This window comes from Dechloromonas denitrificans (genome assembly GCF_020510685.1).
In the GTDB taxonomy this organism is placed as follows: Bacteria; Pseudomonadota; Gammaproteobacteria; order Burkholderiales; family Rhodocyclaceae; genus Azonexus; species Azonexus denitrificans_A.
This window is the reverse complement of sequence record NZ_CP075185.1, coordinates 2,679,853-2,699,349: the sequence shown is the minus strand read 5'-3', so window position 1 is coordinate 2,699,349 and position 19,497 is coordinate 2,679,853. Positions and strand designations below refer to the sequence as shown.

The 19,497-nt window shown below is 61.0% G+C and carries 23 protein-coding genes and 1 tRNA gene; 14 read left to right on the top strand and 10 right to left on the bottom strand.

The annotated features are described in order from the left end of the window. Positions 1-3 precede the first annotated feature (3 nt). On the top strand, positions 4-594 hold the full coding sequence (locus KI611_RS12890; protein WP_226416043.1) for a lysozyme inhibitor LprI family protein: 591 nt from the start codon (positions 4-6) through the stop codon (positions 592-594). A 284-nt stretch (positions 595-878) separates the two neighbouring features. Here KI611_RS12890 and KI611_RS22105 read toward each other — a convergent pair whose 3' ends face one another. Further along, positions 879-1,013, bottom strand: a complete 135-nt coding sequence (locus KI611_RS22105) for a hypothetical protein (RefSeq protein ID WP_264179959.1) — start codon at positions 1,011-1,013, stop codon at positions 879-881. Between KI611_RS22105 and KI611_RS12885 the strand changes: the two genes are divergently transcribed. Together KI611_RS12885 and KI611_RS12880 are read left to right on the top strand one after the other, a co-directional pair. Further along, positions 1,012-1,323, top strand: a complete 312-nt coding sequence (locus KI611_RS12885) for a phage baseplate assembly protein V (protein WP_226416041.1) — start codon at positions 1,012-1,014, stop codon at positions 1,321-1,323. The genes KI611_RS22105 and KI611_RS12885 overlap by 2 nt on opposite strands. Positions 1,324-1,379: 56 nt before the next feature. Beyond that, positions 1,380-1,456 (top strand) — tRNA-Arg (locus KI611_RS12880). A gap of 108 nt (positions 1,457-1,564) precedes the next feature. On the opposite strand, the gene KI611_RS12875 is transcribed toward KI611_RS12880, so the two are convergent. Genes KI611_RS12875 through KI611_RS12865 form a run of 3 tightly spaced genes read right to left on the bottom strand, consistent with a single transcriptional unit; the run spans position 1,565 to position 3,429 of the window. Then, the gene (locus KI611_RS12875) at positions 1,565-2,065 is read right to left on the bottom strand and encodes a SoxW family protein (protein ID WP_226416038.1); all 501 of its coding nucleotides are present in this window, start codon (positions 2,063-2,065) and stop codon (positions 1,565-1,567) included. Position 2,066: 1 nt separating this feature from the next. Beyond that, positions 2,067-2,378: a cytochrome c gene (locus tag KI611_RS12870; protein WP_226416036.1), complete on the bottom strand. Its 312-nt coding sequence runs from the start codon at positions 2,376-2,378 to the stop codon at positions 2,067-2,069. Between the two features lie 40 nt (positions 2,379-2,418). Further along, a complete protein-coding gene (locus tag KI611_RS12865; RefSeq protein WP_226416034.1) occupies positions 2,419-3,429 on the bottom strand; it encodes an MBL fold metallo-hydrolase in 1,011 nt (336 codons plus the stop codon). A 171-nt stretch (positions 3,430-3,600) separates the two neighbouring features. On the opposite strand from KI611_RS12865, the gene KI611_RS12860 reads away from it, so the two are divergent. Continuing rightward, positions 3,601-4,218: a c-type cytochrome gene (locus KI611_RS12860; protein WP_319002289.1), complete on the top strand. Its 618-nt coding sequence runs from the start codon at positions 3,601-3,603 to the stop codon at positions 4,216-4,218. A 62-nt stretch (positions 4,219-4,280) separates the two neighbouring features. Here the strand turns inward: KI611_RS12860 and KI611_RS12855 are convergent, their stop codons facing one another. Continuing rightward, entirely contained in the window at positions 4,281-5,558 is a 1,278-nt protein-coding gene (locus KI611_RS12855) for an FCSD flavin-binding domain-containing protein (protein WP_226416032.1), read from the bottom strand. Positions 5,559-5,570: 12 nt separating this feature from the next. Continuing rightward, positions 5,571-5,876: a c-type cytochrome gene (locus KI611_RS12850; RefSeq protein WP_226416030.1), complete on the bottom strand. Its 306-nt coding sequence runs from the start codon at positions 5,874-5,876 to the stop codon at positions 5,571-5,573. Positions 5,877-6,051: 175 nt separating this feature from the next. On the opposite strand from KI611_RS12850, the gene KI611_RS12845 reads away from it, so the two are divergent. The 8 genes from KI611_RS12845 (at position 6,052) to soxB (ending at position 13,035) form a co-directional block, all read left to right on the top strand. Further along, positions 6,052-6,378 (top strand): ArsR/SmtB family transcription factor, encoded by a 327-nt coding sequence (locus KI611_RS12845; protein WP_226416028.1) that lies wholly within the window; start codon positions 6,052-6,054, stop codon positions 6,376-6,378. Between the two features lie 36 nt (positions 6,379-6,414). Continuing rightward, complete coding sequence (gene soxC / locus KI611_RS12840; protein WP_226416025.1) at positions 6,415-7,761, top strand: sulfite dehydrogenase; 1,347 nt, start codon at positions 6,415-6,417, stop codon at positions 7,759-7,761. Continuing rightward, positions 7,745-8,818, top strand: a complete 1,074-nt coding sequence (locus KI611_RS12835) for a c-type cytochrome (protein ID WP_226416023.1) — start codon at positions 7,745-7,747, stop codon at positions 8,816-8,818. The genes soxC and KI611_RS12835 overlap by 17 nt, the downstream gene beginning before the upstream one ends. Before the next feature lie 32 nt (positions 8,819-8,850). After that, positions 8,851-9,315: a thiosulfate oxidation carrier protein SoxY gene (gene soxY, locus KI611_RS12830; RefSeq protein ID WP_226416021.1), complete on the top strand. Its 465-nt coding sequence runs from the start codon at positions 8,851-8,853 to the stop codon at positions 9,313-9,315. Between the two features lie 50 nt (positions 9,316-9,365). Further along, on the top strand, positions 9,366-9,677 hold the full coding sequence (soxZ, locus tag KI611_RS12825; RefSeq protein WP_226416018.1) for a thiosulfate oxidation carrier complex protein SoxZ: 312 nt from the start codon (positions 9,366-9,368) through the stop codon (positions 9,675-9,677). 69 nt (positions 9,678-9,746) lie between these two features. Beyond that, positions 9,747-10,562 (top strand): sulfur oxidation c-type cytochrome SoxA, encoded by an 816-nt coding sequence (gene soxA, locus KI611_RS12820; RefSeq protein ID WP_226416016.1) that lies wholly within the window; start codon positions 9,747-9,749, stop codon positions 10,560-10,562. Positions 10,563-10,574: 12 nt separating this feature from the next. Next, positions 10,575-11,210, top strand: coding sequence for a sulfur oxidation c-type cytochrome SoxX (soxX, locus tag KI611_RS12815; RefSeq protein WP_226416014.1), 636 nt, complete (start codon positions 10,575-10,577; stop codon positions 11,208-11,210). Between the two features lie 103 nt (positions 11,211-11,313). Then, the gene (soxB, locus tag KI611_RS12810) at positions 11,314-13,035 is read left to right on the top strand and encodes a thiosulfohydrolase SoxB (protein WP_226416001.1); all 1,722 of its coding nucleotides are present in this window, start codon (positions 11,314-11,316) and stop codon (positions 13,033-13,035) included. A 48-nt stretch (positions 13,036-13,083) separates the two neighbouring features. Here soxB and KI611_RS12805 read toward each other — a convergent pair whose 3' ends face one another. Beyond that, a complete protein-coding gene (locus KI611_RS12805; RefSeq protein WP_226415998.1) occupies positions 13,084-14,160 on the bottom strand; it encodes a YeeE/YedE family protein in 1,077 nt (358 codons plus the stop codon). 165 nt (positions 14,161-14,325) lie between these two features. Between KI611_RS12805 and KI611_RS12800 the strand changes: the two genes are divergently transcribed. Together KI611_RS12800 and phaP are read left to right on the top strand one after the other, a co-directional pair. Then, positions 14,326-15,114, top strand: a complete 789-nt coding sequence (locus KI611_RS12800; protein WP_226415996.1) for an NAD-dependent deacylase — start codon at positions 14,326-14,328, stop codon at positions 15,112-15,114. Positions 15,115-15,228: 114 nt separating this feature from the next. Next, positions 15,229-15,852 (top strand): TIGR01841 family phasin, encoded by a 624-nt coding sequence (gene phaP / locus KI611_RS12795; RefSeq protein WP_226415994.1) that lies wholly within the window; start codon positions 15,229-15,231, stop codon positions 15,850-15,852. A gap of 107 nt (positions 15,853-15,959) precedes the next feature. Here phaP and parC read toward each other — a convergent pair whose 3' ends face one another. Genes parC through KI611_RS12780 form a run of 3 tightly spaced genes read right to left on the bottom strand, consistent with a single transcriptional unit; the run spans position 15,960 to position 19,470 of the window. After that, entirely contained in the window at positions 15,960-18,359 is a 2,400-nt protein-coding gene (parC, locus tag KI611_RS12790) for a DNA topoisomerase IV subunit A (protein ID WP_226415992.1), read from the bottom strand. After that, a complete protein-coding gene (locus KI611_RS12785; RefSeq protein ID WP_226415990.1) occupies positions 18,356-18,541 on the bottom strand; it encodes a hypothetical protein in 186 nt (61 codons plus the stop codon). The genes parC and KI611_RS12785 overlap by 4 nt, the downstream gene beginning before the upstream one ends. Positions 18,542-18,543: 2 nt before the next feature. Then, positions 18,544-19,470: a LysR family transcriptional regulator gene (locus KI611_RS12780; RefSeq protein ID WP_226415987.1), complete on the bottom strand. Its 927-nt coding sequence runs from the start codon at positions 19,468-19,470 to the stop codon at positions 18,544-18,546. Between the last annotated feature and the right edge of the window lie 27 nt (positions 19,471-19,497).

Below are 19,497 nucleotides of genomic sequence, written 5' to 3'. Positions count from 1 at the left end.
AAAATGCCATGGAAATCAATTGCGGCTTCGATAATTTTTGGTCTTAGCACGCTCGGATATGCGGCTGGATTTGATTGTTCGAAAGCCCGCACAAAAACGGAAGTGATGATTTGCTCTGATAATTTGTTATCGGAGCTTGATTCGAGTCTTAGTAAAGCGTTTGCGGAATTGCGTCGTTCAATTCCGGATGTTCGTATTGAGCAAAACGAATGGCTAACCAATGTTAGAAACAAATGCCCTACTGTGCAATGTTTGCAAGAGGTGTACGAAAAGCGTATAGATCAACTGCAAAATCGTAGCTCTTGTGCCGGGTATGCGGATAATATCGTTGGGCATTGGATGGGGTTGAAAAATAGTTTCTTTGAGGAGTTTCTGCTAAAAAATATTAATGGATCTAATAGCTTTGGTTCATGGCGGCATAATCGGCCAGAGGTTTTTGGTGACTGGAAAATTCAAGGGTGTTCGTTGAATATTTCGGGGGCAGATGGCACTGTCAATATTGAATATACAATTAAGGATATTGGGAAATCGCGGCTGCGCCTTATAAACGAAGACGGGGAAGAAGAAGTTTATACTCGCGGGAGGGAAAAATAGAGGTGATTTTGCCAGCTACTGCTTGGTCATCGAACCCTGGCTCGATGCGCGCCTCTAGCAATACCGTGCCGAAGGCACCCTGCGTACGGCCGCGCCCGGCACCACCTTCTCGCTCGCCGAACATCCCGAGCACGAACTCGATGCGCCGGAAGAGCGCAAGTTCCTGATCACTTCGGTCGTCCACCGCGCACGCAACAACCTGGCCGAAATACTGGCCGATGCCGCGCCGCAAAACCCGGCCTCGCCAGCGGTCGGCCGTCCGGAAAACAGCAACCCCCCGATCTCTACCGCTGCGAACTCACCGCCATCCGCGCCCGGATCGCCTGGCGGCCGGCTGCCAGCGCCTGGCTCGCCCAGTGCCCGACCGGTGCCGACAACGCCCCGGCCAGCGATACTCTCGGCGTCTGGCTACGCGTCATGGCCCCGGTCGCCGGCAGCAACTGGGGCAGCCACCTGACGCCGCGCCCCGGACAAGAAGTCGTCGTTGCCTTCCAGAACGGCAACATCGACCGCCCGGTCATCGTCGGCAGCGTCTACAACGGGCAAGGCAGCGCCGACGCCCCGGCCTTCTTCGCCGGTCAGGACGCCGCCCCGCATACCCACGGCGCCAGCCTCTTCGGCCTCAAAAGTCGCATGCTAAAGGGGCTAGGCGCTATTTCAATGCATAACGTTAGAGGATTATTCCTTCGCTTGGAATTTCCAAGTTTTGACGATCCGATTGCTAGATAAAGCACTAAACGCTGGTCTTTTCCAAGATTATCCGTATAATGCGGCGCTCTTGCAGTGCGCCCGTAGCTCAGCTGGATAGAGTACTTGGCTACGAACCAAGGGGTCGGGCGTTCGAATCGCTCCGGGCGCACCAAAAGAAAAGCATTTAGGCCAATCTCTGATTGGCCTTTTTGCTTTTCTGGGGGCGGAATTGGGAAGCGTTTTCAGCCAGCCGCTCTCCTCGGTCCTATCCCCTTGCTTTTCACCGGCCTCTCAGGGCAGATGCCGATTTCTCGATGGCGTCATCGAGATAGCCTTGATAGAAATCCGGTAGGCGGGTGCCGATGATGGGGTCTGTCAGTTGCTTGCCATTGCGGCCGTAAAAGGCGACGACGGGCACCAGTTTGATTTTTTCGCTGCTGGCGAAGCGTGCGTGGGTCGTCGTTTCGCCACGAAAATCGATGAGCACGGCGTCGCTGTCCTGGTTGATTTGCCGCACGACGACACGATTCCGATAGCCTGCGGAGGCGGTTAGCGGCTGCAGGTAGTCGCGCCTGACCGTTTCGCAGTATTTGCAGTCCCGACGGCTGAACAGGATGATCAGCGGGCCATTTTGGCGCCCGGCTTGTTCGCTTTCGGCGCGCAGGTCGATGGCCGCCGGCAGGCTGGTATCCAGTGCACCGGCTGTCAGGGAGAGTGCCAGTCCGCTCAGCAACAGTAGGCGGGCGAGGGTGTTGCGCACCGTACTTCGGCTTACGGCCATCTCAGTTTTCGAAGTGGTAGTACTGCTGGTTCAGCCAGGCTGCCACATTGTTTTCCTCTTCGGGAAACCATCCGGCACTGACCGTCGCGTTGCATGAGGCGACGCGCTGCTGCAGCTCCAGCTTGTTGGAGAGCATCCGACCGTCGCGCGTGTACATCTTGCTGCCATCGCCGCCATACATTCGCGTGTGGCAACTTGTGCAGGCTTTGTCGTGCAGCGATTTGGCCGCTTGCAGGTCAACCTTGCCCCAGGGTTCTTCAGCCTGGGCGACAAATGGGGTCAGGGCGAGGAAAGTGGCGGTGAGCAGGCGCATGGCGTCTCCTTGAATCGAATGATGGGTGGGGGGGCGGCTCTTAGAAACCGGCCGCCTCGGCTTCCAGATAGGCGAGACTGACATACTTGCCGATGTTGGTCTCGAAACCTTTGGTGTCGCGTGCCTGGCTGGACACGCGTGGGTCCTTGAGAACCAGTGCCTTGGTTTCCTCAAGTGCCAGGCCGTCCTTGATGGCTTGCTCGCAGGGTTGGTAGATCCCTTCGAACAATCGACGGTTCCATTTAAGCACCCCGGCGCCCGGTTCGCCGTGTCCCGGCAACCAGATCCGGCTGCCCATTTTTTCCAGGCTATCGTAGGCTTTGAAGGTGCCGAGATAGGAGCCGTCGTCCATGTTGGCAATGCGGTGGTCCATGGCGACATCGCCAATCAGCGTTACGCCGTCTTCCAGCACCTCGACGCACAGGTCGTAGGGCGTATGCACGACGCCGAAATGGTGCATCCGCAAGGTGACGTCGCCGAATTTCAGTTCGTCACCATTTTTCAGCGGTAACCGGGGCGGTACCACACGTGTGCCGATGGTTGCCTGATTGGTCCATTGCTCCATCAACGTTCGCCACATGTTGCCCTGGACGCCCTGAATCGCCTGGATCGTGCCGGGGTGTGCGTAAAGCGGCAGGCCGTCGCCGTACGCGTCGACATAGGCATGGTTACCCAGCCAGTGGTCGCCGTGGTAATGCGTGTTGATGATGGCGATGACCGGCTTGTTGAAAGCCTTCCTGATCTGCCGGATAGCCATTTCGCCAATTTGCACCGAAGCGCCGGAGTCAACGACGACCAGCCCCTTGGCGGTATCGATGAAGGTAATGTTGCACATCATTCCTTGGTTTTCGGGGGTCGGGAAACCGTCCGGCGAAAAGATCATCCAGACATGTTTGGACACTTGGCGCAGCGGGTGATCCTTGACTGCCGGCCCGCGCACAAAATCATCCAGCTCTCTGGCAAAGGCGCTTATTGCTTGCCAGGGCGCGAAGTCAGCGGCAGTCAGCAGCGACAAGGCCGCGGAACTCTGAAGAAAGCGGCGTCGGTTCATCGGCATCTCCTGAATTTGTGTGGCAATGTTTACGCCACGCATGAATTGGGTCTACGTTTATTCGCTCGCTCACTAGCCGCCGCGGCGATTCTTTGCCGGATTGAAAGCTCAGCGTAAGCGAATTAACATTTAATAATGTACCAATATTTTATGGCTGGAAGGGGAGCACACGTGGGGACAAAACAAGGGTTTTTTTGGGGCGTAGGGGCGCTGGCCGCATTTTTGGCCTGGCCGGTGCTGGCCGATCAGCGCGCCGATCTGGCCAGGGCCGAAGAGATCGTTGGCGGTCGCTGCTTCCTCTGTCACGGCTTGGAAGGCGAATCGGCGAGTCCCGTTTTCCCGCGGCTGGCTGGCCAGCACTCCGAATACATTGCCAAACAACTTGGCGAATTCAAGTCCGGCAAGCGCAAGAGCGACACCATGAAGCCGCAGGCTGAAGATTTGACGCCGGCCGAAATGAAGGCGCTCGGCGCGTTCTTCGAGGCCAAGAAGGCCAGTGCGCGTCCGGCCAAGGATGCTGAGCTGCTGGCCGTCGGCAAATATGTCTTCAATCGCGGTAACCAGTTCTCCGGTTTGCCGGCCTGTGCCAGCTGTCACGGGGCGAAAGGTCTGGGGACGCCCCAGTTGCCGCGACTGGCCGGGCAGCATCCGCGGTATACCGAAGACCAGCTCAAGCAATTCAACAGCCGCGAGCGGACCAACGACAATGCGGTCATGCACACCGTCGCTTCCAAGCTTTCCGAGCTGGAGCGGCATGCGGTGGCCGAGTACATCGCAACGCTCGATTGATTGCTGGATCGACATAAAGAAAGGCCGCATTGCGCGGCCTTTGTTGTTGGGGCAGGGAAAACTCAGGCCAGCATGTCGGCCCAGATGTTCTTCGCCCAGCCGAGGGCAACTTTGCCTTCCAGTTCGTTCCGTGCCGCCGACACGCCGCCGGCGCCTTTCACCGGTTGCACCAGCTTGGTCGCCGCATCGTACTGATGGACGGACGAAACGTGGATGACGTTCTTGGCATCGACGAAGCTGTAGCAGGTGTTCATCACCACCGGTGCCGGGTTCGGTTCCTGGCCGGCGAGCAGGTTGAGGATTGCCGCGGCGGCGAGCTTGCCGTGCTGGTTCGCCATGTGACCCGATTTCGGCATGGTCGGGGCCGGGAAAACGGCATCGCCGAGAACGTGAACGCCCGGCGTGTTGGTCGACTCCATGCTCAGCCAGTTGATATCGACCCAACGGTTGTTGATCAATTTCAAGCCAGACTTGGCGGCGATGTCACCGGCGCGGTGCGGCGGAATGATGTTCAGCACGTCGGCCTTGAACTTGTCGAACTCCAGCACGGCGGTATTGCTGCCGACCTCGACATCCTTGACCTCGCTGTTGTTGCGGTACTCGATGATGCCCTTGTAGAGGTCGCTCCAGGCCTTGGTGAACAAGCCTTTCTTGGAGGTCACGTCTTCGTTGGCGTCGAGAATGACGACCTTCGATTTCGGCTTGTTCTGCTTGAAGTAGTCGGCGACCAGGCAGGCCCGTTCGTAAGGTCCGGGCGGGCAGCGGTACGGGGCCTTGGGTATGGAGATGGCGTAGGTGCCGCCGTCCTTCATGCTCTCCAGTTGCTGGCGCAGGGCGACGGTCTGCGCGCCGGCTTTCCAGGCATGCAGGATTTTGCCCTGGGCATCGGCATTGTTCAGGCCGGGAATCTGGTCGAACATGAAATCGACGCCGGGCGAGAGGACCAATCGGTCGTAGCTCATGCTGCCGCCAGCCTTCAGGGTAACGGTGCGTTTTGTGCTATCGATTGCAAGCACATCGTCCTGGATGACGCGGATGCCCCATTTGCTCTTCAAATTGTCATAGCTGACGGTAATGTCGGCCATGGTCTTGGTGCCGCCAATGACCAGATTGGAAATCGGGCAGGAAATGAACGTCGGGTTGCGTTCGATCAGCGTTACCTGGACGCCGCCTTCACTCCACATCCGCAGGTATTTGGCCACCGTCGCGCCACCGTAGCCGCCGCCCACAACCACCACATGGCCGCTGGCCTTGTTGCCGCCGGCGCAGCCGTAGAGCGAAGCCAGCGCACCGGCAGTGGCACCGGCCTTCAGGAAATCACGTCGTTTCATCAGCATCATGTTGGGGTCCCCTTACTTTTGCGCGGCGAAATAGGTGGCGATCAGATCGAGCTGTTCGTCGGTATAGCCCTTGGATATCTGGTGCATGATCGAGGCGGGTTTGTCGCCGCTCTTGAACTCCGCCAGCTTTTGCAGGGTCTTGGCTTTTTCCATGCCGGCCAGCGGGTCGAGGCCGGCGCCCTTGAGCGCATGGCCGTTGGTGCCATGACAATTGGCGCAGGTGGCAGCCAGATTGCGACCCAGATTGGGGTCAGCAGCCTGCGAGGCGCTGACAGCGGCGAGCAGGCCCAAAGCTGCAACAGTGTGTATCAGTTTCATCGAGACATCTCCTCTGGTTTGTTTTTTATACGTCATATAGCCAAGTGGCGTAACAGCGCAGGCTGAAGGTTATAGGCCTTTTTGGAAAAATGCATGCTGCGCCGCAACAATATAAGTAGTTGACTATATAGACGTTGGCTTATAAATTGTTTCCTGATCCAAATCAAGAAACAGCATGGACGAGACCATTCACGTATTCGAGCAGGTTGCCCAGTATTTCAGCTTGCTGGCCGATCCGACGCGCCTGCGCATCCTTTCCTGCCTTTGCGCCGAGGAGCGTCCGGTGCATGAGGTCGTGGAGCGCATCGGTTTGACGCAGGCCAACATTTCCCGGCACCTGAACATTCTCTATCGGGCGGGTGTGGTCGAGCGCCGTCGTGAGGGGACGTCGGTCTTGTACCGCGTGGTTGATCCAAATTTTGTCGATATCTGCCGGACCGTGAGCGTCACGGTGGCAAGCCGTGATCTTGGCGATGAGCTGGGCGTGGCAGCAACAAATTGAAATCGTCTAGATATATGAACGGAGGGGTTGATCTCTATGAGTGATAGCGTCAAAAAACCGGGTCGGCTACGGCCCGCGCCAGAAAATTTTCTCTCGGAAGAGCAGGTCAAGGCGGTTGCCACTGGCCGGCGGGATTTTCTGCGCAAGAGCTTCATGGTCGCCGGTGCAGCCATGGCGGCTCCGATGGTGGCACGGGCCAGCGAAGGCGATGCAAATATCCTCGAGTTGCCGACCTGGTCGACGACGCTTGGGCAACCGGTGGCAACGCGGCCCTATGGCACGCCTTCGCAATACGAAAGCCAGTTGCTGCGCCGTGAATCGCCGGGTCTGGCCCGGGTCGGTGGCGCTTCGGTATCGTTTTGTCCGCTGCAGGGCCTGTTCGGCATCATCACGCCGTCCGGCCTGCATTTCGAGCGCCATCACCAGGGCTGGCACGACATCGATCCGTCGAAGCATCGCCTGATGATCAATGGCTCCGACGACTCGCTGCTCAAGAAGCCTAAGGTCTATACGCTCGACGAACTGATGCGCCTGCCGTCCGCTTCGCGCATTCACTTCATCGAATGCGGTGCCAACACCGGCCTGGAATGGGGCAATGTCGCCGTGCCGACCGTGCAATACACGCACGGCATGCTGTCTTGTTCCGAATTTACCGGCGTGCCGCTCAAGTATCTGCTGGAAGACTGCGGCGTCGATTACAAGAAAGCCCGTTACGTGCTGGCCGAAGGGGCTGACGGTTCGTCGATGACGCGCACCATTCCGATGGAAATGGTCGAGTCCGGCGAAGTGCTGGTTGCCTATGGCCAGAACGGCGAAATGCTGCGGCCGGAAAACGGCTACCCGCTGCGCCTCGTCGTGCCGGGTGTACAAGGGGTTTCCTGGGTCAAGTGGCTGCGTCGCATCGAAGTCGGCGACATGCCGTACGCCACCAAGGACGAAGCGGTGCATTACATCGACCTGTTGCCGAGCGGCCTGCATCGCCAGTACAGCTCGGTTCAGGAAGCCAAGTCGGTGATTACCAGCCCGTCCGGTGGCCAGACGCTGCTCGACCGGGGCTTCTATAACGTCTCCGGCCTGGCCTGGTCGGGACGCGGCCGGATCAAGCAGGTCGATGTTTCCTTCGACGGCGGCATCAACTGGCAGACGGCGCGCCTCGAAGGACCGGTGCAGAACAAGGCGCTGACCCGCTTCAACACCAACTGGGTGTGGGACGGCAAGCCGGCCATCCTGCAGTCGCGGGCGATGGACGAAACCGGCTACGTGCAGCCGAGCTACGGCCAACTGCGCGCCGTCCGAGGCACCAAGTCGATCTATCACAACAACGCGATTCAATCGTGGAAAGTCATCGAAAGCGGGGAGGTCAGCAATGTTCAGGTTCTCTAGTGCCAGCCTTGGCCTTGGTGGTACTAAGACCATCCTTGTTCTGGCTCTGGCTGCGGCATCGACCGCCGGCTTGGCCTTCGACAACTACAGCGGCGTCGGCCGTCCGGCAACGCCGGCCGAAGTGAAGGCTTGGGACATCGACGTGCGGCCCGATTTCAAGGGGCTGCCCAAGGGCTCGGGTTCGGTCGATCGCGGCCAGGAGCTGTTCGAGGAGAAATGTGCTTCCTGCCACGGCTCGTTCGGCGAATCGAACGAAGTGTTCACGCCGCTGGTCGGCGGTACCAGCAAGGACGACATGAAGACCGGCCGGGTCAAGGGCCTGTCTTCCGGCGAACTGCCGCAGCGGACTACCTTTACCAAGGTGGCGACCATTTCGACGGTGTTCGACTACATCCAGCGCGCCATGCCCTGGACTTCGCCGAAGTCGCTGAAGCCGGACGAGGTCTACGCCATTCTCGCCTACCTGCTGAATCTCTCCGAGATGGTGCCGGCCGACTTCGTGCTGTCCGATAAGAATATTGCCGATGTCCAGAAGCTGTTGCCCAACCGCAATGGCATGACCACCGACCACGGCCTGTGGCCCGGCGCCGCGGCCAAGAAGGGCGGCATCGGCAACGGCGGCAAGCCGGATACCAAGAACGTCGCCTGCATGAAGAACTGCAAGAGCGAAGTGCTGATCGGCTCGACGCTGCCCGAGTACGCCCGTACCGCGCATGGTGAACTGGCCGACCAGAACCGCAACTTCGGCCCGGTGCGCGGCACCCGGACGCTTGGCCCGGAAGCCGCCAAGAAGGCGGCCGATGCCGGCACGCTGGAGCTGGCGACGAAGAGCGGATGCATGGCCTGCCACGGTCTGAAGAACAAGATCGTCGGTCCCGGCTACAGCGAGGTGGTGGCCCGTTACAAGGATCAGGCCGATGCCGAAGAGCGGCTGGTTGCCAAGGTCAAGGCTGGCGGGCAGGGCGTCTGGGGTTCGATTCCGATGCCGCCGAACGGTCATTTGCCGGATGAGGATTTGAAGACACTGGTCAAGTGGATTCTGTCCGGCGCGAAGTAATCGAATCAGATCATTTTCACAGAGGAGAAGTCATGAACAATCAACGTCGTAACGTACTGAAATCCGGCTCCGGTGCCGCACTGCTTACCGTGCTCGCGGCTGCCGGCCTGATCAAGCCGGGCATGGCTCTGGCCGACTGGAACAAGGCGGCTTTTGACGCCAAGAGCATGGCCGATACGCTGAAGGCTCTGGGCGCGAACCCGGTCGACAGCAAGGATGTCCAGGTCACCGGTCCGGATATCGCCGAAAACGGCGCCGTCGTGCCGGTCGGTGTCGGCTCGACGCTGCCCAACGTCAGCATGGTCGCCATCCTGATCGAAAAGAACCCGAATGCGCTGGCCGCCAGCTTCACGCTGCCCGAAGGCACTCAGGCCAACGTCCAGACCCGCGTCAAGATGGGCCAGACGTCCAACGTCTATGCGCTGGTCAAGTCGGATGGCAAGTTCTTCATGGCCACCAAGGAAATCAAGGTCACCCTCGGCGGTTGCGGCGGCTGAGAAGCAGTCGCTAGTCATTAGCAACTAACAACTGTTTTTAGGAGATATACATGGCAAATCCGATGAAAATCCGCGCCGCCAACAAGGACGGCGTAACCGAAGTAAAAATCCTGATGAGTCACGAAATGGAAACCGGCCAGCGCAAGGATTCGGCTGGCGCCATCGTGCCGGCCTGGTTCATTACCGAATTGACCGCCAAGCACAACGACAAGGTCGTGCTGAGCAGCGAGTTTGGCCCTTCGGTGTCGAAGAACCCCTACCTGGCATTCAAGTTCGCCGGCGGTGCCAAGGGCGACAAGATTGTCGTCTCCTGGAAGGACAACAAGGGCGATAGCCGCAGCGACGAAGCGGTCGTAGCCTGAGACATGATATTCGGTGGTAAGGCGGCGCAGTCCGCCGCCGCCTGAACGTGGTCCCCTGGAGATATGAAAATGATCCAACGATTTGTCAGAACGCTGCTCGGTGCCGCGGTCGCTACCGCCCTTATCGGCAGCGCCGCAGCGCAGGACAGCAAGGTCGCCGATGAACTGGCCAAGTACCGTGAGGCACTGGCTGACGGCAATCCGGCCGACCTCTTCGAAGTCAAGGGCGAAGGCCTGTGGACCGAGAAACGCGGCCCGAAGAACGCCTCACTGGAACAGTGCGACATGGGCCTCGGCCCGGGCAAGCTGGACGGCGCCTATGCCCAGTTGCCGAAGTACTTCAAGGACACCAATAAGGTGATGGATGCCGAATCCCGCCTGGTGCATTGCATGGTGACCCTGCAAGGCTTCAAGCCGGAAGAAGTCACCAAACAGTGGTATTCGAAGCCGGGCAAGGAGTCCGACATCGAGGCCCTGATCACCTTCATCGGCGCCAAGTCGAACGGCAAGCCGATCAATGTGCCGGCGACGCATCCGGAAGAGGCCAAGATGGCCAAGATGGGCGAGTACATCTTCTACCGTCGTTCCGGGCCGCAGGATTTTTCCTGCTCGATCTGCCATGGTCAGGAAGGCAAGCGCATCCGCCTGCAGGATCTCGGCAATCTGACGACCAAGGAAGGCGCCGGGTTCGCGATGAAAACCTGGCCGTCGTATCGCGTTTCGCAAGGCGCGGTGTGGACCATGCAGCGTCGCCTGATCGACTGTATGCGCCAGGCTCGCTGGCCTGAACCGAACTATCTGGCCGATTCGGTGATCGCGCTGGAAACCTTCCTGCAAAAAACTGCAACCGGCACCGTCATGGAAACGCCGGGAATCAAGCGCTAAAAGGGGATGACCATGAAACTTAAAATTGCCCTTTTTGGCCTGTTGGCCGCCGCCGTTACTGGTTCGGCCCTGGCCGAAGCGCCGGGCGGCAAGTTCGCCAGGGACGCCGAGCAGATGTTCCGTGCCTCCTTCAAGGCCGAGAATCCGAAGTACTGGATGAGCCGTCTCGACCAGGACGAAACGATGAAGACCTGCGGCGAGTACCGCGACAATCCGCCGCGCAAGGTCGGTGAGAAGCTGGAAAAGCTGAATGCCGCAACCATCCGCTACCCGGTGGACGGCAAGCTGATCGGCGATTGGAAGGAAGGCGAGAAGCTGGCCGCCGTCGGTACTGGCGGACATATCGGCTTCATCCAGCCCGATCCGGCCGGCCGGGTGCGTGGCGGCAACTGCTATGCCTGTCATGAACTGGCCAAGAAAGAACTGGCCTACGGCACCATCGGCCCCAGCCTGAAGCAGTTCGGCAAGGTGCGCGGCGGTTCGGAAGAGAACATCAAGTACGTCTACGACAAGATCTACAACTCGAATGCCTTCACGGCCTGTACCAACATGCCGCGTTTCGGCTTGCACAACTGGCTGACGCCGGAGCAGATCACCCACATCGTGGCTTTCCTGATCGATCCGGAATCGCCGGTCAATAAAGACTAGTTGTTAGTTATTAGTCGCTAGTCGTTAGCGGTTAGTCGCTAGTTTTTAGCTAGTGGCTAGCAACCAGGGACTAGCGACTGGGAATATTTTTCAAGGAACACATATGAGCATGAATCGTCGGGAGTTTCTTCAGGTCATGGCGGTTGCCGCGGCGGGCGGCATGGCGTTGCACAGTGATCTCGCTCTGGCCGAAAAGGGCGCAGCCAAGCTCTATGATCTGCCCAAGTTCGGCAATGTCAGCCTGCTGCATATCACCGACTGCCATGCCCAGCTGTTGCCGATCTATTTCCGCGAGCCGAACGTCAATCTCGGCTTCGGCGACCAGTTCGGCAAGGTGCCGCATCTGGTCGGCGACAATCTGCTGAAGCACTTCGGCTTCAAGCCGAACAGCATCGAGGCGCACGCCTACACCTATCTGAATTTCGAAAAAGCCGCCGAGACCTACGGCAAGGTCGGCGGCTTCGCTCACCTGGCAACGCTGGTCAAGCGCATGAAGGCCAATCGTCCCGGCGCGCTGCTGCTCGACGGCGGCGATACCTGGCAGGGCTCCGGCACGGCGCTGTGGAGCAACGCCCAGGACATGGTCGACGCCTGTAAGGCGCTCGGCGTGAACGTGATGACCCTGCACTGGGAGTCGACCTACGGCGAGGCGCGGGTCAAGGAAATCGAGGAAAAAGACTTTGCCGGGCAGATCGATATCGTCGCCCAGAACGTCAAGACCACCGATTTCGGCGACGCCGTGTTCAAGCCCTTCGTGATGAAGAAAATGAACGGCGTGCCGGTCGCCATCATCGGCCAGGCCTTCCCCTACACGCCGATCGCCAACCCGCGCTGGCAGACCCCGAACTGGAGCTTCGGTATCCAGGAAGAGAACATGCAGAAGACCGTCGACGAAGCCCGCGCCGCCGGTGCGCAGGTCGTCGTCGTGCTGTCGCACAATGGCATGGACGTCGACCTGAAGATGGCTTCGCGGGTCAAGGGCATCGACGCCATCCTCGGCGGCCACACCCACGACGGCATGCCGGCCCCGGTGTCGGTCAAGAATGCTGGCGGCCAGACGCTGGTGACCAACGCCGGCTCGAACGGCAAGTACCTCGGCGTGCTCGATTTCGACGTCAGGAACGGCAAGATCGCCGATTTCCGCTACAAGCTGCTACCCGTCTTCGCCAATCTGCTGCCGGCCGACCGTGACATGCAGGCACTGATCGACAAGGCGCGCGCCCCGTACCTGGCCAAGCTCAACGAAAAACTGGCGGTGACCGAAGGCCTGCTCTATCGTCGCGGCAACTTCAACGGTACCTTCGACCAAGTGATCCTCGACGCGCTGCTCAAGGTCAAGGATGCTGAAATCGCCTTCTCGCCGGGCTTCCGCTGGGGCACCTCGCTGCTGCCCGGGCAGCCGATCCTGATGGAACACGTGCTCGACCAGACGGCGATCACCTATCCCTGGACGACGGTCACCAACATGAGCGGCGAGATGATCAAGACGATACTCGAAGACGTCTGCGACAACCTGTTCAACCCGGATCCGTACTACCAGCAGGGCGGCGACATGGTGCGCGTCGGCGGTCTGCAATACACCTGCGACCCAACCGGCAAGATGGGCGGCCGCATTCAGAACATGATGCTGAAAGGCCAGCCGATCGACCCGGCCAAAATCTACAAGGTAGCGGGCTGGGCGCCGGTTTCGGAAGAAGCGAAGAACGCCGGCGAGCCAATCTGGGATGTCGTCGCCACCTATCTGCGCGACATCAAGACGGTCAAGCCGGTCAATCTCAACCTGCCGACTTTGAAGGGCGCCGCCAATAATCCGGGGATGGCCTGACCGGAAGGGCGCTGCTCAAGCTTGCGCCAACCGGGCGTTAGCCGGCAATCAGGGCTGCAGGGCCGGTAGCCGATCCGGCTCCGGCTTGTCGAGGGCGGCGTTGGCCAGACCGGCGCCGGCCCACATGCCGATCAGCGCTAGCCAGGCGGTCAGCGCAAAAACGGAAGCACCGGAAACCCCGGCACCGACCGCGCAACCGCCGGCCAGCATGCCGCCGAAGCCCATGCAGACGGCGCCGGCGATATAGCGGCGCATGCTGTGCCCATCCTTGAAGCCTTCGAGCTTCAGTTCGCGGCCCCACAGGGCGGCGAGAAAAGACCCGAGGACAACGCCGGGGACCAGCCCGATGTTGAAATTCCAGGGCTGGCCGGGCGGCGACAGGACCAGCATCAGCACGTCGGCCGACGGGCCGGTGAAGCTCAGGCTTTGTACCGGAACGATCTCGAAGGACTGCGTCCCGATCTGGTAGGTCGCTAGCCAGGCGAGGGCGATGGTCAGGCCGACGCCGCTGCCGCCCAGGCGTTCGCGCCAGCCCAGCTGGGCGCGGCGGGCAAAATGAATGGCGGCGGCCAGCCAGATCAGGCCGAAAATGACGCCGCCGGGGTGGCCGAGATGAAACGTCGCGAGCAGGTCGCGGGCGCCGCCGCCTTCGATTGTCCACAAGCTGGATAGCCAGCTGCGCAGCGGCGAGAGCAGACCGCTCAGTGAGGCCTGGGCGACCACGGCAAAGATCAGGCCGGTGAGCAGGGCGCGCAGATTGCCGTTGGCGGCGAGCACCAGCATGCGACTGGAACAGCCACGGGCGAGGATCATCCCGATTCCGAACAACAAGCCGCCGACCAGCGCGCCGGACAGACTGCCGGTGGCGGCCAACTGGCGGGCCTGGCTGACATCGAGCCAGCCGACGCTGATGAACAACTGGGTGGCGATCACCGCGCTGGAGAACGCGAAAAGCCAGACGGACAGCCGGATGGTGCCCTGGCGGTTCCAGAACTCGACGACCGCCGAGCGCAGGCAGAAGCGGGAGCGTTGGGCAAAAATGCCGAAAAATACGCCGATGCTCAGGCCAGTCAGCGTGATGATCGTTTTTTCGCCGAGGAGTTCGGTCAGGCTGTCCAGGTCCATCGCTTCAGGTTTGATTGATTGGGAGGTCTGCCGCAGCAGTACAAAGCATATTAGTGCAAACTGATGAAACTTGCCGTGCCGGCGGGTGGCTTTTTTGATTTCCGGGGGTTATAAAGCGGGGATTCCGAAACCCGGCCAACCGGCCAGAATGCTGCTGATCCCGACGTGACTACCTATTCCTCATCGACCGAAGCGGCGCTCGACGCCGTTGCCGAGCACCTCCGTCAGGCGCGCAGCGCCTTGTTCATCACTGGCGCCGGCATTTCCGCCGATTCCGGGCTGCCCACCTATCGCGGCGTCGGCGGCCTGTACGACAGCGAGGCGACCGAGGAGGGTTTGCGCATCGAAGAGGCCCTGTCTGGCGAAGTCTTCGCGGTCCGCCCCGACATTACCTGGAAGTACCTGATCCAGATCGAGGAAAACTGCCGCGGTGCGCAGCCGAATGCTGCGCACCGCGCGATCGCCACGCTCGACGACTATCTCGACCGGGTGATGGTGTTTACCCAGAACGTCGATGGTCTGCACCGGCTGGCCGGCAGCCATGACATCATCGAGATCCACGGCAATCTGCATGAATTGGTCTGTACCGCCTGCCGTTTCAGCGAAGCAGCCCCGGACTACAGCGGGCGGGCCGTGCCGCCGTGCTGCCCGCAATGTGGCGCGGTCCTGCGGCCGAAAATCGTGCTGTTCGGCGAGGCCTTGCCCGAGGCCAAGCTGGACCGCTTCATCGATGCCTTGCAGGACGGCTTCGACATCGTATTCAGCATCGGCACCTCCAGCATTTTTCCCTATATCAACCAGCCGGTCGTCTTCGCCGCGGGGAGCGGTATTCCGACGGTGGAAATCAACCCGTCGCGGACGCAGCTCAGCGATGTCGTCGACTACTACTTGCCGCTCGGTGCGGCCGAGGCGATGACGGCGATTCTGGCCCGGCTGGGACTCGATACGGAATGAGCTAAATCGTTTCCGTTGGCCGGAAAACGGCATGAATACAGGCTTCGACGGGTGTTGCCAGAAATTGGTGCGGTGCACCAAAAATCTCTTGACATTGAGATTGGGTTGGCTAGAATGAACTCCATGTTGCAGTGCAGCAATGCGATCACTGCCCAGATTACCAACCCTCAGGAGATTCACATCATGTTCACCAAGCCGCAAGATTTCACCAAGTCCGGTTTCGACTTCGCCCTGTTCTTCGCCAACACGACCTTCGAAGGTTTCGAGCGTCTGGCCCTGTTGAACCTGGCCGCCACCCGTTCGCTGTTCGAAGCTTCGATCGCCAACATCACCACGCTGCTCGGCGCCAAGGACGTTCAATCCTTCGTCACCATCCAGAAAGCCATCTCCGCTCCGTCCATCGAGCAAGGCCTGGAATACTCGCGCAACGTGATCTCGATCGCTGCCGAAACCAAGGACAAGCTGGCCAAGGAAGTTGAAACCAAGGTTGCCGAAGGCAACGCCAAGGTTTCCGGTCTGGTTGAAAAGGCCCTGGCTGCCGCTCCGGCTGGTTCCGAAGTCGCTGTCGCTGCCGTCAAGTCCGCCATCAAGTCGGCCAACGCCGCTTACGAAGGTCTGAACAAGGCCGCCAAGCAAGCTGCCGACGTCGCCGAAGCCAGCGTCAGCGCCGCCACCCAAGCTACCCTGAAGGCCGCCAACGTGGCTGCCCCGAAGGCTGCCGGCAAGAAGGCTGCCTAAACGCAGACTGTTCTGCTGCAGTAAAAAAGCCGGAGTTTCCTCCGGCTTTTTTTACGCCTGTCGCCAGCGTTGTGGCGACAGTGCCGAACTTCCGGCGGATTGGCCGATCAGCGTCCGGCTCTGACCCGCTTGCCCTTGCCGCCGCGCGGGCTGCGACAGACGGCGAGCTTTTCGCCCTTGAGCTTGCCGGCCGCGCCGTCAATTACCGGCACGATATCTTCCAGCGCTTCCTTGCCCGGTGCGGCATCGATCAGCTTCAGGCCACGACCCTTGGCGAGCAGCCGGACTTCCTCGACATTGAACACCAGCGCTCGGCCATCCTTGGTCAAACAGGCGATTTCGCCGGCCGGCGCGGGGGCGAAAACGACCGGCGTATCGCCTTCGGGCAGACTCATGAAGGCTTTGCCGGCCTTGCCGCGCGACAGCAGGTCTTCGCCCTTGCAGCGAAAACCGTAGCCGCCGCTCGCCGCCACAAGATAGAACGTTTCGCTGCGGATGGCCTGGGCCAGGCAGGGCTTGCCGCCATCCTGGAAATCGGCCAGCGAGGTGGCCGGAATGCCATCGCCCTTGCCGCCGGGAATGTCGGCGGCGGGAATCGAATAGGCGCGCCCGAGGTGGTCGAGCAGGATCAGGTTGTCCACCGTCCGGCAGGGCAGGCAGGCGAGCAGGCTGTCGCCGGAGCGGAACGTCAGTTGGGTCGGATCGATGTGATGGCCTTGGCGCGAACGCAGCCAGCCGTGTTTGGAGACGATCAGCGTGGTCGGTTCGTCGACGATGGACACCGTCTTGGCATCCGACATCGTCACTTTGTCGGCCGCTTCGATGAAGGTGCGGCGGTCGTCGCCGTATTTCTTCGCGTCGGCTTCGATTTCGCTGGCGACGCAGGCGCGCAGTTCGCTTTCCGAATCGAGCAGCTTGTTCAGGCCAGCCGCTTCGGTGCGCAGCTTGGCCAGTTCCTCGCCGATCTTGATCCCTTCCAGCCGTGCCAACTGGCGCAGGCGGATTTCGAGAATGTCTTCGGCCTGGATTTCGGACAGCTTGAAATGCGCCATCAGATCGACTTTTGGGTCGTCCGATTCGCGGATCACCTTGATCACCCGGTCGATGTCGAGCAGCACGGCCAACCGGCCTTCGAGGATATGGATGCGCTTTTCGGCGGCGGTCAGCCGATGCCGCGTGCGGCGCTGCACGGTGCTCAGTCGGAAGCGGCACCACTCGGCGATCATGCTGTACAGCGAGGCTTGGCGGGGCGAGCCGCTGACGCCAAGGACGGTCAGGTTGATCGAGGCGTTGGTTTCCAGGCTGGTGTGGGCGAGCAGCATGCGCACCAAATCGTCCTGCCCCTGACGCGAGCTGGCCGGTTCGATGACCAGGCGCACGGCGTGCTCCTTGCCCGATTCGTCGCGCACGCCGTTTTCCGAAATGGACGACAGGAAGGCCGCCTTGAGGTTGAGCTGTTCCGGCGTGAATACTTTCTTGCCGGCCTTTTCCTTGGCGACCGGGTTGGAGCAGGCTTCGATTTCCGACAGCACCGTGGCGGTCGACACGCCCGGCGGCAATTCGGTAATCACCAGCTTCCACTGGCCGCGCGCCAGGTTTTCGATCTTCCACTTGGCACGGACGCGCAGGCTGCCGCGACCGCTCTTGTAGGTGGCGGCGATTTCCTCGGGCGTCGAGATGATCTGCGCGCCGCCCGGGTAGTCCGGGCCGGGAATCAGCGCCAGCACTTCGTCTTCGGAGAAATCCGGGTTGCGGATAATTTCGACGGCAGCCCTGGCCACTTCGCGCAGGTTGTGGGCCGGAATTTCGGTAGCCATGCCGACCGCAATGCCGGATGCACCGTTCAGCAGGCAGAAGGGCAGGCGGGCCGGGAGAAGGGCCGGTTCGTCGTTGGCGCCGTCGTAGTTCGGCTTCCAGTCGACCGTGCCTTCGTCCAGTTCGGCCAGCAGCAGTTCGGCGATTGGCGTCAGGCGGGCTTCGGTGTAGCGCATGGCGGCGGCGTTGTCGCCGTCGCGCGAGCCGAAATTGCCCTGGCCATCGACGATCGGGTAACGCAGGCTCCAGTTCTGCGCCATGCGGACCATCGCGTCATACACCGAGGAATCGCCGTGCGGGTGGTACTTACCGATCACGTCACCGACGACGCGCGCCGACTTCACATGGCGCGGGCTCTTGTACAGGCCCATCCGGTGCATGGCGTAGAGGATGCGGCGCTGCACCGGCTTCTGGCCGTCGGCGGCCGAGGGCAGGGCGCGGCCGGTGACGACGCTCATCGCGTATTCGAGGTAGCGGCGGGCGGCGTAATCGGCCGGCGAGGGAATGTCGCCGGCCGGGCCGCTCGCCGCGGGCGGCAATTCCGGCGGCTGTCCAGCCGCAGCTTCCGGAGGCAGTTCGGCGGGCAGGGCGGGCGACGGTTCGTTGGCTGTTTCGGGCGGCCGAGCCGGCATCTCGGGTTCGCTGGTTTCCGGTTTGGCGTTGGGGTCGAAGAGGTTGAGCTGGTCGGTCATGGCAGTGCTGCTGAATCCTGAATCAAGTCGGTGGCGAATTTATCATGCGGCCAGGCGATTTCGGCGATGCGGCCGGTCGAACGCGGCGATTTCTTGATGCTGTCGGGCTGGCTAAATTCGCCGGTCGCAAATGAGCGATAAGAAAATGTCATGAAAGCCCGCCCGAAATTGTTGTTGCTCATGGTCAGACCGAAGCAGCCGGCGTCTCGCGCAGGCGTTCGGCCAGGAAGTCGATGAAAACGCGGGTCTTCGGCGGCAGATGGGGTTGCGGTAGCCATAGCGCGTAAGCCGTCTGGCCGAACGGGCCGACCGGCGACCAGTCTGGCAATAGCGGTAGCAGGCGGCCGTCGGCGATTTCGCGGTCCACCGCGTAGTTCCAGACCAGGCCGATGCCCAGGCCGGCGAGCAGCAGGTCGCGCACGACCTCGCTGTTATTGACCACGACATTGCTCTTGACCCGTACCCGCGCCTCTTCGCCGGCCCGCTGGAAGCGCCATTCGCTGCCCAGTTCGCGCAGGCCGTAATGCAGGCAGTTGTGGCCGGCGAGGTCGGCCGGTGTGTCGATTATGCGGCCCTTCAGGTAGTCGACCGCCGCGCACAACCGGTAGCGCACCGGCATCAGCGCCTTGGCGACGACCTGCTCGGGCGGCGTGCGGGTCAGGCGCAGGGCGACGTCGTAGCCTTCTTCGACGAGATCGACGAAGCGGTCGAGCAGGGTCAGTTGCAGTTCGATCTCCGGGTAGCGGGCGAGGAATTCGGGAATCAGCGGCGCCAGGCAGAGCTTGCCGAAAGTCACCGAAGCGGTGACGCGCAGGATGCCGCGCGGTGCCTCGACCAGGCCGGCGGCCAGGCGGGCGCTCTCGTCGAGCAGCGCAACGCCCTGCGCGGCGCGCTCGTAAAGCACGCGGCCGGCCTCGGTCAGCGACATGGCGCGCGTCGTGCGCTGCAAGAGGCGCAGGCCGAGCTGTTTTTCCAGGCGATTGATGCGCTTGCTGACCGCCGACTTGGTCAGCCCCATGGCCCGCGCTGCCGCCGAAAAGCCCTGCGTATCGACGACGCGCACGAAAACGGCGAGGTCGGAGAGATGGTCTAGCGGGTTGATTGTTTCCATAGGGCAACAAACTGTTATTTGGTTGAT

Coding starts and splice junctions, on each gene's coding strand:
- KI611_RS12890 (WP_226416043.1), top strand. CDS start 4: ATGCCATGGAAATCAATTGCGGCTTCGATAATTTTTGGTCTTAGCACG.
- KI611_RS12885 (WP_226416041.1), top strand. CDS start 1,012: ATGGCCCCGGTCGCCGGCAGCAACTGGGGCAGCCACCTGACGCCGCGC.
- KI611_RS22105 (WP_264179959.1), bottom strand. CDS start 1,013: ATGACGCGTAGCCAGACGCCGAGAGTATCGCTGGCCGGGGCGTTGTCG.
- KI611_RS12875 (WP_226416038.1), bottom strand. CDS start 2,065: ATGGCCGTAAGCCGAAGTACGGTGCGCAACACCCTCGCCCGCCTACTG.
- KI611_RS12870 (WP_226416036.1), bottom strand. CDS start 2,378: ATGCGCCTGCTCACCGCCACTTTCCTCGCCCTGACCCCATTTGTCGCC.
- KI611_RS12865 (WP_226416034.1), bottom strand. CDS start 3,429: ATGAACCGACGCCGCTTTCTTCAGAGTTCCGCGGCCTTGTCGCTGCTG.
- KI611_RS12855 (WP_226416032.1), bottom strand. CDS start 5,558: ATGATGCTGATGAAACGACGTGATTTCCTGAAGGCCGGTGCCACTGCC.
- KI611_RS12850 (WP_226416030.1), bottom strand. CDS start 5,876: ATGAAACTGATACACACTGTTGCAGCTTTGGGCCTGCTCGCCGCTGTC.
- KI611_RS12845 (WP_226416028.1), top strand. CDS start 6,052: ATGGACGAGACCATTCACGTATTCGAGCAGGTTGCCCAGTATTTCAGC.
- soxC (WP_226416025.1), top strand. CDS start 6,415: ATGAGTGATAGCGTCAAAAAACCGGGTCGGCTACGGCCCGCGCCAGAA.
- KI611_RS12835 (WP_226416023.1), top strand. CDS start 7,745: ATGTTCAGGTTCTCTAGTGCCAGCCTTGGCCTTGGTGGTACTAAGACC.
- soxY (WP_226416021.1), top strand. CDS start 8,851: ATGAACAATCAACGTCGTAACGTACTGAAATCCGGCTCCGGTGCCGCA.
- soxZ (WP_226416018.1), top strand. CDS start 9,366: ATGGCAAATCCGATGAAAATCCGCGCCGCCAACAAGGACGGCGTAACC.
- soxA (WP_226416016.1), top strand. CDS start 9,747: ATGATCCAACGATTTGTCAGAACGCTGCTCGGTGCCGCGGTCGCTACC.
- soxX (WP_226416014.1), top strand. CDS start 10,575: ATGAAACTTAAAATTGCCCTTTTTGGCCTGTTGGCCGCCGCCGTTACT.
- soxB (WP_226416001.1), top strand. CDS start 11,314: ATGAGCATGAATCGTCGGGAGTTTCTTCAGGTCATGGCGGTTGCCGCG.
- KI611_RS12805 (WP_226415998.1), bottom strand. CDS start 14,160: ATGGACCTGGACAGCCTGACCGAACTCCTCGGCGAAAAAACGATCATC.
- phaP (WP_226415994.1), top strand. CDS start 15,229: ATGAACTCCATGTTGCAGTGCAGCAATGCGATCACTGCCCAGATTACC.
- parC (WP_226415992.1), bottom strand. CDS start 18,359: ATGACCGACCAGCTCAACCTCTTCGACCCCAACGCCAAACCGGAAACC.
- KI611_RS12785 (WP_226415990.1), bottom strand. CDS start 18,541: ATGAGCAACAACAATTTCGGGCGGGCTTTCATGACATTTTCTTATCGC.
- KI611_RS12780 (WP_226415987.1), bottom strand. CDS start 19,470: ATGGAAACAATCAACCCGCTAGACCATCTCTCCGACCTCGCCGTTTTC.